Annotated in this window: 12 protein-coding genes; 8 read left to right on the top strand and 4 right to left on the bottom strand. The window is 68.1% G+C overall.

The genetic code is table 11. The annotated features are described in order from the left end of the window. Nucleotides 1–37: 37 nt before the first annotated feature. A complete protein-coding gene (locus ACLL9L_RS15700; protein WP_411285595.1) occupies nt 38–1174 on the bottom strand; it encodes a DUF3500 domain-containing protein in 1137 nt (378 codons plus the stop codon). A 48-nt stretch (nt 1175–1222) separates the two neighbouring features. On the opposite strand from ACLL9L_RS15700, the gene ACLL9L_RS15695 reads away from it, so the two are divergent. Then, nucleotides 1223–1543 carry a putative quinol monooxygenase gene (locus tag ACLL9L_RS15695; RefSeq protein WP_411285594.1) on the top strand — a complete coding sequence of 107 codons (321 nt, stop codon included), beginning with the start codon at nt 1223–1225 and terminating at the stop codon, nt 1541–1543. Nucleotides 1544–1882: 339 nt separating this feature from the next. Here the strand turns inward: ACLL9L_RS15695 and ACLL9L_RS15690 are convergent, their stop codons facing one another. The 3 genes from ACLL9L_RS15690 to ACLL9L_RS15680 are packed head-to-tail and all read right to left on the bottom strand — an operon-like array spanning nt 1883 to nt 4325. After that, nucleotides 1883–2545, bottom strand: a complete 663-nt coding sequence (locus ACLL9L_RS15690) for a class II aldolase/adducin family protein (protein WP_411285593.1) — start codon at nt 2543–2545, stop codon at nt 1883–1885. Nucleotides 2546–2549: 4 nt separating this feature from the next. Then, nucleotides 2550–3560, bottom strand: a complete 1011-nt coding sequence (locus ACLL9L_RS15685; protein WP_411285592.1) for an alcohol dehydrogenase catalytic domain-containing protein — start codon at nt 3558–3560, stop codon at nt 2550–2552. A gap of 39 nt (nt 3561–3599) precedes the next feature. Beyond that, nucleotides 3600–4325: a GntR family transcriptional regulator gene (locus ACLL9L_RS15680; RefSeq protein WP_411285591.1), complete on the bottom strand. Its 726-nt coding sequence runs from the start codon at nt 4323–4325 to the stop codon at nt 3600–3602. A gap of 112 nt (nt 4326–4437) precedes the next feature. Here ACLL9L_RS15680 and mtnA point away from each other — a divergent pair, with 112 nt between their 5' ends. The 7 genes from mtnA (at nt 4438) to ACLL9L_RS15645 (ending at nt 11939) form a co-directional block, all read left to right on the top strand. Further along, nucleotides 4438–5460 (top strand): S-methyl-5-thioribose-1-phosphate isomerase, encoded by a 1023-nt coding sequence (gene mtnA / locus ACLL9L_RS15675; protein WP_411285590.1) that lies wholly within the window; start codon nt 4438–4440, stop codon nt 5458–5460. Between the two features lie 22 nt (nt 5461–5482). After that, the gene (locus ACLL9L_RS15670) at nt 5483–6535 is read left to right on the top strand and encodes a sugar ABC transporter substrate-binding protein (RefSeq protein ID WP_411285589.1); all 1053 of its coding nucleotides are present in this window, start codon (nt 5483–5485) and stop codon (nt 6533–6535) included. Nucleotides 6536–6605: 70 nt separating this feature from the next. Then, nucleotides 6606–8093, top strand: coding sequence for a sugar ABC transporter ATP-binding protein (locus ACLL9L_RS15665; RefSeq protein ID WP_411285588.1), 1488 nt, complete (start codon nt 6606–6608; stop codon nt 8091–8093). Between the two features lie 7 nt (nt 8094–8100). Then, a complete protein-coding gene (locus ACLL9L_RS15660) occupies nt 8101–9159 on the top strand; it encodes an ABC transporter permease (RefSeq protein ID WP_411285587.1) in 1059 nt (352 codons plus the stop codon). After that, nucleotides 9156–10310, top strand: coding sequence for an S-methyl-5-thioribose kinase (gene mtnK / locus ACLL9L_RS15655; RefSeq protein WP_411285586.1), 1155 nt, complete (start codon nt 9156–9158; stop codon nt 10308–10310). Before ACLL9L_RS15660 ends, mtnK begins: the two co-directional genes overlap by 4 nt. After that, nucleotides 10307–11305 carry a dihydroxyacetone kinase subunit DhaK gene (locus ACLL9L_RS15650; protein ID WP_411285585.1) on the top strand — a complete coding sequence of 333 codons (999 nt, stop codon included), beginning with the start codon at nt 10307–10309 and terminating at the stop codon, nt 11303–11305. The genes mtnK and ACLL9L_RS15650 overlap by 4 nt, the downstream gene beginning before the upstream one ends. A 13-nt stretch (nt 11306–11318) precedes the next feature. Then, nucleotides 11319–11939 (top strand): DAK2 domain-containing protein, encoded by a 621-nt coding sequence (locus ACLL9L_RS15645; RefSeq protein ID WP_411285584.1) that lies wholly within the window; start codon nt 11319–11321, stop codon nt 11937–11939. Nucleotides 11940–12001 lie beyond the last annotated feature (62 nt).

Raw genomic sequence — 12001 nt, 5'->3', positions numbered from 1 at the left:
CACCGTGAAGCAAGTGTGGCGCTGGCTGGGCTCTGACTCAGTGGTGCGCGGCCCGGTGCTGGGCCAGCACGTCGAGACCGAAGTCGGCCTCGGGGTCGCGCCAGACCGAGTGGGCGTGGTTGGCGCGGCGCTGGGTGTTGTCCCACTCGATGAGCAGCCGCGGTCCTTGGAGCCGGTAGTAGTGCGGCTGCCCGGGATCGGTCGGCCCGGCCCAGGCGAAGTGGACGGCGTCGAGCGCGTCGCCGTCGTACGACGCCAGGGGCGAGACGCCGTCGGGGACCCGGTCGAAGTAGGTGGCGAGGAGGGTCAGCAGGAGCTCGCGCTGGGCGCTGTCGAGGTCTCGGCCGGGGATGCCCTTGGGCGTCGCGGTGTACTGGGTCGTGCGGTGGTCATCGGGAGTGAGTCCGGCTGCCTCGTCGATGGCGTTGCTGAGAGCCTGCAGCTTGGCCTGCTCGGTGTCGTCGGTGAACCGCGCGTCGCGCCAGACGCCGGCCAGCGGGATGACCTGGTCGCCCTCGGAGACGGCGGTGCGGTTGGCGGTCACGAAGTCCGAGGGGGCCTTGTCCAGCAAGACGGCCCGCGCGGCGAGCTCAGGGTCAAGGGAACGGACCAACTCGCGCGCGAGGTCCTCGACCCGGGCGAGCGGCCGGTTGACCGCGCCGCCGAGCAGAGGTGAGGACGCTGGGTCGGCGCCCATGAAGCACGGGGTCGTCGAGACGAGCTCGCCGTCGACCACGAGGTTGTTCAGCGAGACGTGGTGGCCGCCGAACCGCCACCCCCAGGGGGCGGCGCCGCCCGGCTCACCGAAGACGCGCAGGTAGTACAGCCCCGGGTCGCGCCCGCGCTGGCGGTCGAACCGGGTCACGAACCCCTCGACGCGGTCGAGCACGTTCTCCAGCCCCATCGTGGTCGCGACGGTGACGTAGCCGGCCATCGACAGCCCGGTGGCCACCAGCGTCATCGCGGCCCGCTGCTGCGCGGGCCGCTGCTGGTGCATGGTCAGGCCGCCGTGGTCGGTGGGGGTGTAGAACCAGCGCCGACGCTCGGCGTCGCCCGGGTCGTCGTACGCCGGCGCCGCGCCGCGAGCCACGGCTCGCTGGTCGTCGTCCAGCGTTGCCAGCCAGGCGCCAGCGGCCTCGGCCATCTCGAGAGCGGTCTTGCGACGCGGGGTCATATGGCCTAGCGTCGCTCACCCCACCACCAACGTCCACTAGGAGGACCCGTGAGCACACCCACCGACGACAACCGCGACCTGCTGACCGTGGTGGCCTACATGCGGGCGGCTGAGGGCAAGACCGAGGAGCTGCGTGCCGCGCTCGAGGCGTTGATCGAGCCGACCAGCCAGGAGGAGGGATACGTCAACTACGACCTTCACCAGGGCGTCGAGGATCCGAGCTTCTTCACCTTCTACGAGAACTGGCTCTCCGGCGAGCACCTCGACGCCCACCTCGCGGCACCCCACCTGGTCGAGTTCGCGAGCAAGATGGGCGACCTGCTCGACGAGAACGGCCTGACCGTCAACCGAGTACGCCGCATCCCCTGAGGCTCACCGCGACCGCGACCGCGGGCGGCGGAAGACGCAGGCTCGTACGGTCTGCGATTCGGTAATGTCTCTTGGAAGTGCACGACCGGAACGCTGGATTCGTCAGTGGACTGGAGTGTCGACACCATGTCCGCGCTCCAACATGTCGGCTATGGTATGAGAGTCCGTGCAAAAGTTAGTCAGTGCGAAATCCTTCGTTGAGACGGGGCGCATCCGACGGCACCGCGAGAAGCGGTCAGGGCAGCGTGGCAACGCTTCGGGCCGCGACGTACATGGCCACCCGGCGCAGATCCGGGACCTCGGTATCTGCCGGGCGGGTGCTCGTGAGGACCGACGGTGTCACTGATCGGTCGGGCGTCGTGTCGCCCGACCGTAGGTAGAGAAGGCGCCCGCCACGGCCGCCATCTGCGCATCATCGAGGACAACGGGCGTGCCGATGGCCCGGGCTCGCCAGGTGATCTCGGCGGTGTACTCGATGGCCTCGGCGACAGCCATGGCCGAGTCGAGCTGGGGGCCCACGGCGACCACACCATGGTTTGCGAGGAGGACGCCGCAGTCGGTGCCGAGCGTTGCAACGCAGGCCGCGGCGATCTCGGGTGTGCCGTATCGCTCGTACGGGGTCACTCTCACGACGGCGGCGGCCCGCGCGAGGATGTAGTGGGTGGCGGGCAGCGGTTCACGCAGGGCCGCGAACGTCGTCGCGAAGGGCGAGTGCGTGTGCACGACGGCGTAGACCTCGGGGCGTGCCCGGTAGATCGCCAGGTGCATCCCCGCTTCGGTGGTGGGTTCGAGGAGCCCCTCCACGACTTCGCCGTCGAGGGTGACGACGACGACGTCGTGGGGGGTCATGCTCGCGTATGCCGTGCCGCTGGGCGTGATGGCGACGAGGCCGGTATCCCTGTCACGGACTGACACGTTCCCGGACGTGCCCCGGACCAGCCCCGTTCCAACCAGGTCGCGACAGGCGCGGACGACGGACTCACGGTGCTCCAGCAGCAGCATCGGGCTAGACCATGAGGACGGCGCGGGCGCGGAGCTCGCCCTGCTTGAGGGCCGTCAGCGCCTGGGTTGCCTCGTCGAGGGCGAACGGCCTGCACTCTGCCTTGATCTTCCCGGCGGCCGCAAGCTTGAGGACCTCGCGCATCTGCTGCCGGGTGCCGAGCAAGGACCCGACGACGGCAATTTCGAGAGCGAAGGGCAGCGGCCCCACCTCGGCGTTGATGCCGAGGATGACGGTGCCACCGGGCCGGGTGGCGCGGATGGCCTGGGCGACGACGGCGTCCGACGGGGCGAAGACGATGCTGGCGTCGACACCGCCCAGGCGCTGCAGTACTTCGGCCGGGTCACCACTACTGGCGTCGATCCCGGTGGCGCCAAGTTCCTCGGCGAGCTCGAGGTGGTTGCGGCCACGCGAGACCGCGAAGACGTCGGCGCCGTAGAGTCCCGCCATCTGCAGCACCAGGTGACCGACGCCGCCGATGCCGAAGACGGCAACCTTCTTGCCAGGGGTCAGACGCGCCTTGGCGACGCTGCCGTAGGCAGTGATACCCGGGCAGAACAGGGGAGCTGCATCGTCGAAGGCGATCTCGTCGGGGAGTGCGTAGGTGTGGGCAGCGCTGGCCAGCATGAACTCGGCATACCCACCATCCACCGTCTCGCCGGTGATGTGCTTGGACTGGCACAGGTGGTCCAGGCCCGCCACGCAGAACTCGCAGTAGCCGCACGTCGACCAAAGGGGCATGACCCCGACTCGGTCACCGACAGAGAGGTGCTCGACGTTGGCGCCGACCTCGGCCACCGTGCCGACAACCTCGTGGCCCGGGATGATGGGTGTGTGGGAGGGCGTGCCGCCGGAGGCCCAGTCGCCCTCGATCATGTGCAGGTTCGAGCGGCAGACGCCGCAGGAGACGACCTTGATCACGACCTGGCCGTTGCCGGCGCCGGGCTGGTCGACCTCGCGCAGGACCAACGGCCCCTGGTCGATGGGGCGAAGGGACTCGAGGACAACAGCTTTCATCAGAGAGCTCCAATCGGTTGGCGTGCAGGGCGAAGCGGCTCAGCGTGTTCGGACCACGGTGAAGTTGAAGCGGCCTTCGAGGAAGAAGCTGCGCGAGTGCATGAAGCGGCGGTTCTGGTCGTCAACCTGCATCTGGTCGAGCAGGATGTAGAGTTGGTGGCCATCGGTCTCCTCGTCCCACCCGATGGTGTCGGAGCGCACCGCGTGGACCTCGGCCAGCGCGCGAGCCGGACGCGGACCATCGTGATCGGCCAGGAAGCCAAAGACGGAGCCACGCAACTCGCTGGTCCGAAACCGCGCAGGGAAGACCCACCGGGGCAGGATGTCGTAGGAGAAGGCGACGGTTTGGCCGTCGGCGAGGATCTTGCGTTGAATGTCGACGACCTTGCCGCCCACCGGGAGGTCGAACTGTCTGAGTTCGGCCGCGGTGGCGGCGCGGACGATCCGGTGTCGGTATCGCATGGAGGGCTCGAGGCCCATCTGGGCAATCGTCGCCGAGATCGAGGCGAGCTCCTGCATTCCGGCATGAATTCTGGTGCCCTCGGCCATGAACGTCCCTCGACCGCGCTGGACGACGACGAGACCCTGACCTTCGAGATCCTTGATGGCCTGCCGCACGGTGGCGCGCGAGATCCCGTAGCGCACGACGAGCTCCGCCTCGGTGGGGAGTTGTTGGCCCGGCCCCCACTCCTTGGCCCTGATCCGGACCCGAAGGGCGTCGGCCAGCTGCTGGGGCAGCGATGACTGCAGGCCGAGGGGCTGCATCCGTTCACCTCCGTCCGGGGAACCGGGGTTACCGCGTGCACCGTAGTCACCGCGAGGTCACAACCATAGCAATCCTCTTGACAGATGTCAGTTGTCAGACAACGGTAGGGAAATGCGCACCATCGACTGGTGGGACGGAGCCGTCCGCATCATCGACCAGACCCGCCTCCCGCAGGCGGAGATCTTCATCGACGTCCGTGACGTCGACGAGCTCGTCGTCCATATCCAGTCTCTGGCGGTTCGGGGAGCCATGGCTCTCGGCGTGGCCGGTGCTCTCGGCATGGCACTCGCAGCAACCACCGCGGCGCGGGCGGGTGACGACGTCGACCGGGCGCTCGACGTCGCCGCCGAGAAGCTGTCGAACGCGCGACCCACCGCGGTCAATCTCGGCTACGGGGTCCGGGCGGTCCAGCGGGCGCGGGCCGAGGGCGCCGACGTCGCCGGGGTGCTCGCCGCGGCATTGGCCATCCGGGACGAGGACATCCTCGCCAACCGCGCGATCGGCGAGGCGGGTGCAGCGTTCCTCCACGGTGCACGACGGATCCTCACGCACTGCAATGCCGGTGCCCTGGCGGGTGTCGAGGAAGGCACCGCGCTGGGGGTCATCGGGCACCTGCATCGCGAGTCACCACTGACCGTCGTCTACGTCTGCGAGACCCGACCCCTATTGCAGGGCAGCCGTCTGACGGCGTGGGAGCTGTCCCGCGCCGGGATCCCTCACCGGGTGATCGTGGACTCTGCCGCGGCAGGTCTGATCCTCTCCGGTGAAGTCGAGGCGGTGGTGGTGGGCGCCGACCGCATCGCCGCCAACGGCGACGTCGCCAACAAGGTGGGCACCGTCAGCCATGCCCTCGCTGCACACCACGCGGGCATCCCCTTCCTCGTGGCAGCCCCGGAATCGACGATCGACGACCTGACGCCCACCGGTGCCGACATCCCGATCGAGCTGCGCCACGAGGACGAGGTGCTCGACGTCCTCGGGCAGCGGGTGGCCTCGCCCGACAGCCGGGCCCTGAACCCGGCGTTCGACATTACCCCCGCAGGGCTGGTGACGGCCATCGTCACCCAGCGCCGCCTCCTGCGCGACCCGGCCCGCAACCCCCCTCGCCCCATCGCAAACACAGACGCCCGCTAACCACCCCCTCAAGGAGACTGTCGTGGCCACATTGAACCGACGCACCGCCCTCGTCGCAGGGGCGCTGCTCGCGAGCACCGCGCTGGCGGCGTGCTCGCAGGACAGCACCACATCCACCCCGGGTGCCAGCGGCGCACCGACCGCCAAGACGATCAAAGCCTCGGATGTCGTCGTCGGATATGCGGGCCCGACGCTGACCAACGCGTTCTTCGTCGGTCTGGAGCGAGGCGTGAAGAACGGTGTCGCAGCCAATGGCTTCCAGCTCAAGGAGACCAACGCCAACGGGGACGCCGCCCAACAGTTCAATGACGCGACGAACCTCCTCAACCAGGGTGTCAACGTCCTGGTCCTCACTCCTATCGATTCCAACGGCATCACGCCTGTCGTCCAGGCGGCGAACGCGAAGGGCGTGCCGGTGTTCACCCTTGACCGAGGAGCCAGCGGAGGCACGGTGACCTGCTTCGTGGAGACCGACAACAAGAAGGCCGGTGAGGCCGCGGCAACCTGGATCTCCCAGACTCTGGCCAAGCCCTACGGCAAGTCCCAGGGGAACGTGGTGGACCTCGTCGGGCTGGTTGGCACAACTGCGGCGGCCGACCGTGAAACCGGATTCCAGGCAGGTCTCAAGGCCAACCCCAACCTCAAGCTCGTGGCCAAGCAGGAGGGGGGTTTCGACCAGGAGAAGTCGCTTAACGCGATGAGCAACATCCTTCAGGCAAACAGCCAGATTGACGCCGTCTTCGGCGCGAACGACGACAACACCGTCGGCGCCCTGCGAGCCATCGACTCTGCCAACCGCTTCCAGCCTCCGGGAAGCAAGCAGCACATCGTCATCATCGGTCTCGATGGCACGGCGCAGGCGCTTCAGGCCATCCGGGACGGCAAGCAGGACGCGACCATCAGCCAGAACCCCATTAAGATGGCGGAGAAGTCGATGGGCTACATCAAGGATCTCGTGGTCGACGGCAAGAGCGTTCCGGCCCACGACTTCTGGCCCAGCCAGCTGATTACGAAGGACAACATCGACTCCGCCGAGGTCAAGAGCTACGGGATCTGGTCCGCCGAGGTCAAGTGACCCGTCGTGGTGGGGGACCGGCTCGGGCGGCCCCCCACCCGTCAGCCCACCCACAGGAAGGCTCCAGGCCGTGACGGCACCGTTGCTCGAGATCCGCGACATCAGCAAGTCGTTTCCCGGTGTCCGCGCTCTCAAGGGGGTTACCCTGACCCTTCAGTCTTCCCACGTGCTGGGGCTCGTGGGCGAGAACGGCGCGGGCAAGTCGACCCTCATCAAGATCCTCGCCGGTGGCTACTCCGCAGACGGGGGCTCCATCCTCGTGGACGGAGAGACGCTGGCCAGCGGCCCGTCGGCGGCGCTCGACGCCGGCATTGCGGTCATCTACCAGGAGCTCAGCCTCGTGCCGGACATGACCGTCACAGAGAACCTGTTCCTCGGGAGGATGCCCAGCAAGGGTCCAGTGCTCGACCGGCGCACTGCAGGAAAGAATGCCCGCGAGGTACTGGGCCGGGTGGGTCTGGGTTCACTCGACCCCGACCGGAGAACCTCGACCTTGGGCCTCAACGTGCGCCAGCTGGTGGAGATCGCGAAGGCCCTGGCCCAGGACGCCCGCATCCTCGTCATGGACGAGCCCAGCGCGGCCCTGCAGCGTGACGACATCGCCACCTTGTTCGCTGTCGTGCGTGACCTGCAGCGGGACGGCATCGGCGTCATCTACATCTCGCACCACCTCGAGGAGATCTTCGAGGTGTGTGACAGTGCCATGGTCCTGCGGGACGGATTGGCCGTCGAGTCCAGGGACATCGGCGAATGGACAGAGGAGGCGCTCGTGCGGGCGATGGTCGCCCGGGACCTCCACGAGATGTATCCCTGGCGTTCGCGACCGCTCGGCGACGTGGTCCTCGAGGTGAAGGACCTGGTCCAGCGACCCCGGGTCAATGGCGTCTCCCTGGCCGTCCGTGGTGGCGAGATCGTCGGGGTGGCCGGAATCGCCGGTGCAGGACGCACGGAACTGCTCAAGGCGATCGCCGGAGCCACCCCGCCCACGGCTGGAACGGTCAGGGTGCACGGCCGACCGGTCTCCACCCGCTCGACGCGCCACGGCCTGCGCGCTGGAATCGTCTATGCCCCCGAAGACCGCAAGGCCGAGGGCCTGGTGCTCGGTGCAAGCATCGAGAACAACGTCGTGCTGTCCAACCTCGGCGCCGTCAGCCGGGCCGGGGTGGTGGATCGAGGCGCAAGACGGAGTCTGGCCGAACGAGTCGTTGAACGCTTCGGGGTGAAGACCTCGGGCATCACGCAGGAAGCGGGCAAGTTGTCAGGAGGAAACCAGCAGAAGGTGATCCTGGGCCGGGTGACGCAGACCGGTCCGAAGGTGATCCTGCTCGACGAGCCGACCCGCGGCATCGACGTCGCGGCGAAGGCCGAGATCTACGGCCACGTCCTCGGACTGGCCGAGCGGGGAGCCGCAGTCGTCCTGGTCAGCTCCGAGCTGCCGGAGCTGCTTGGCATGTCGGACCGCATCGTCGTCATGCGGCAGGGCCGGCTGGTCGCCGAGCTGCCCCGCGAGGAAGCCGACCAAGAGACCGTCATGCGCTGGGCCACCTCAGGGAAATGAGCGATCAATGACCGAGTCAACCGAAACGTCCACGCAGTCGTCCGCGACGCCTGGGCAGAAGCAACGGGGGAGCACCGAGCGGGAGGACCTCGGCCGTCAACGATCAGGGCGCCCCGCCTGGGCTGAGTCGCTGCTCAGCGGGATCGGCCCACTGCTCGCAGCGCTGATCGTCCTGTGCATCGTGCTCTCCTTCGCCACCGACAAGTTCTTCAGCACCTCCAACCTCCTCAACGTCCTGGTGCAGATGTCCATCGTCGGCATCGCGGCTGTAGGTGGGACCTTCGTGATCATCACGAGCGGCATCGATCTCAGCGTGGGTTCCAACGTCGCGCTGTCCGGGATGGTCGCGGCATATACGATGAAGGAGTTCGGTGCGAGCGCGATCGTCGGACTGCTCGTCGCTCTTGTCGTGGGAGCGCTCGTCGGTGCCATTAACGGCATCTCCATCACGGCCCTGCGCCTCACGCCGTTCATCGCGACGCTGGCCGTCCTGGCCATGGGCCGCGGTCTGACCCAACAGGTTTCACAGGGTCAGACCATCTTCGGTTTCCCGCCGGCCTTCACCTTCCTGGGCAATGGGCGCATCGCCGGGATCCAGGCCCCCGTCGTCCTGACGATCGTCGTGTTCCTCATCGGGTGGTTCGTTCTGACCCGGACGACCTTCGGGCAGCAGGTGTATGCCGTCGGCGGCAACCGCGAGGCAGCCCGCCTGGCCGGGATCCCCGTCAAGCGCGTCATTTTCAGCGTCTACATCCTCGCCGGCCTGTGCGCAGGTCTCTCCGCGATCGTCCTTGCGGGCCGGCTGAACTCGGCCCTCTCGTCCTCTGCGACGGGCCTCGAGCTGCAGGTAATCGCCGCCGTGGTCATTGGTGGAACCTCCCTCTTCGGTGGGCGGGGCAGCCTTGTCGGCACCTTCATCGGAGCCCTACTGATCGGCGTCATCAACAACGGACTTACCCTGCTCAACGTCAACCCGTTCTGGACCCAGTTCATCCAGGGCGTCGTCATCTTCGTGGCCGTGCTTCTCGACGCCCTGAACCAACGACGCCTGCAGGGTGACGGGTGAGCCACCCCGTGAGCGACGACGTCGACAGCAGCCTGGCCCTCCGGCTCGCGAAGCCCTTCGTGGGGGAGGGGCCATGGCACACGGAGGAGGTCGGTGACGGCAACCTCAATGTCGTCTACCGGGTCACCGGGTCCAGCGGCTCCGTGGTGGTCAAGCACGCCCCGCCCTACCTGCGGGTGGTGGGTGACACGTGGCCCCTGACGCAGGACCGCATCCGGATCGAGTCGCAGACACTTCAACTGCACGGCCAGCTCGCTCCGGGGCGGGGACCGCTACTTCTCGCAGTGGACCTGGAGCATGCGGCGATCGTCCTCGAGGACCTGGTCCACCACGAGGTCTGGCGGACGAGCCTGGTCAACGGTCGACACGTCGAGGGCATCGCGGAACAGATCGGCCGCTACTGTGCCCAGACCCTGCTGGGGACCAGCGATCTCGTCATGGATCCCGCTCAACGCAAGGCGCTCACTGCGCAGTTCGTCAATCCTGAACTGTGTTCGATCACTGAGGAGCTGGTGTTCACCGCTCCGTACATCAACGCCGAGTCGAACCGGTATGACCCTGCGGCCGCGGGGATTGCTGCGGCACTGAGGGCGGACCTTCCCATGCGGCGGGCCGCAGTGCAGCTACTGTGGGAGTTCCGCACCCGGCGCGAGGCGCTCGTGCACGGCGACCTCCACACGGGGTCGATCATGGTCGCCGACGGGGACGCGCGAGTCATCGATCCCGAGTTCGCTTTCTTCGGCCCCATGGCCTACGACACCGGCAACGTGGTTGCCAACCTGGCCTTCGCGGCGATGCGCCACCAGGAGCTGGGCAACATGGCGTTCGCCGACCGTGTCACCGACTACGCGCACGAGTTCTGGTTGGCGCTGACCGAGGAGGTGCGCATCCTGTGGCCACCAACGCAGCCATGGGACCACATCTTCCTCGCCGCGCTCCTCAAGGACACCGGACGCTACGCCGCGACCGAGCTTGTGCGGCGGATCGTCGGTCTGGCTCACGTCATCGACGTCGACTCGCTGGATGACGGTCCGCGACTGCAGGTCCAGCACAGAGCCGTGGCCGGGGCGCGGTCCCTTGCCCTGGGGCCGCCCGTCCGCACTCTCGACGACCTGTGGAACCGGATGACGACAAAGGAGACCCCCGCATGAAGAAGCTCATCAATGACCCCGACGACTTCGTCGACGAGGTCATCGACGGCCTGCTCCTGGCCCACCCCACCCAGCTGCGGGCAGCCACCGGGGACCGCCGGGCGCTGGTGCGTGCCGACGCACCGGTCGCCGGCCACGTCGGGATCGTTACCGGTGGGGGGTCTGGACATCTCCCGGCCTTCCTCGGATACGTCGGGGTCGGGCTGTGCACCGGCGTCGCGGTCGGAAACGTCTTCAGCTCACCGTCGTCAGAGCAGATGTACGAGGCGACCAAGGCCGTCAACGGAGGTGCGGGCGTCCTGTACCTCTACGGCAACTACGGCGGGGACGTCTTCAACTTCGATCTCGCCGGAGACCTCGCCGAGCTGGACGGCATCGAGACAAGGACCGTCCTCGTGACCGACGACGCTCTCAGCGCGCCCATCGAGCGCCGCGACGAACGCCGGGGCGTCGCGGGCATGGTCTTCGCATTCAAGGTCGCGGGCGCGTCGGCGGAGCGTGGCGACGACCTTGAGCGGGTGACGGAACTCGCTCAGCGCGCGGTCAACGCCACGCGCACCGTGGGGGTGGGCCTGTCGCCCACCATCCTGCCCGCCGCCGGGAAGCCGACCTTCGAGCTCGCGGACGGCGAGATGGAGATCGGGATCGGCATCCATGGTGAACCCGGTCACCACCGCGGGCCCCTCGAGACGGCTGACCAGGTCGGCGACCGACTCATCTCGGCGATCCTCGCTGATCTCGAGCTGGGAGACGGAGACCGCGTGGCGGTGATGGTCAACGGGCTCGGCGCTACCCCGGCCGAGGAGCTCTACATCATCTACCGCCGCGTGCACCAGAGCATGGCTGAGCGCGGCATCGAGATCCACCGCGTCTACGTGGGCGAATACGCCACGAGTCTCGAGATGGCCGGGGCGTCCGTGACCGTCATGCAGCTCGACAGCGAGTTGACCGAGCTGCTCGACGCCCCCGCGTCGTCGCCATTCTTCCACCAGTGAGAGGCTGCTTCGCATGTCTGACCTCACCCTTGTCCAGGTGGTCGCCATCCTCGACAGGGCGCTGAGCGCACTGGCAGGGCAGCGGGACGTGCTGCGCGACCTCGATGCCGCGGTCGGTGACGGCGACCTCGGCATCACCGTCGACAAGGGCGCGCAAGCCGTGCGTGCGGCGCTCCTGGCGCAGCCCCCGTCGTCGGTGGCCGAGATGCTCCGGACGATCGGCGCTGCGTTCGCGAAGGCCAACCCGTCGACGATGGCCGCCCTCGTGGGCGCCGGCCTGCTCGCCGCAGCGAAGGTCACGGGGGAGCGGGAGGCGTGGACTGCTGAGGTGGCAGAGGACGTGGGGAGGGCTGCCATGGCCCGCATCGCCGAGCGGGGAAAGGCCCACCTTGGAGACAAGACGGTCCTCGACGCCCTCTCGCCAAGTCTGGATGCGCTGCGCGACGCACCGCAGGGGCACGCCCTGACCGCAATGCTTGAGGCGGCCAGGGCCGGCGTCGAGGCCACTACAGGCCGGGCCGGGCGTCGGGGTCGAGCCTCGTGGGTGGGGGAGCGCGGTAACGGGCATCCCGATCCGGGCGCGAGCGCCTACGTCATGCTGCTCACCGCCCTTCAGGACGCCAACCGCACCTGAGCGGGGCGCCTCGAAAACCTCCCAGGTGCACACCTCCTCGGGCGCGATCGAGGTCGTCGCGC

Origin of the sequence: Lapillicoccus sp., from assembly GCF_046595215.1 — a bacterium.
Lineage (GTDB): Bacteria > Actinomycetota > Actinomycetes > Actinomycetales > Dermatophilaceae > Lapillicoccus.
The sequence above is the reverse complement of the archived record's forward strand: the minus strand, read 5'-3'. Positions and strand labels throughout refer to the sequence as shown.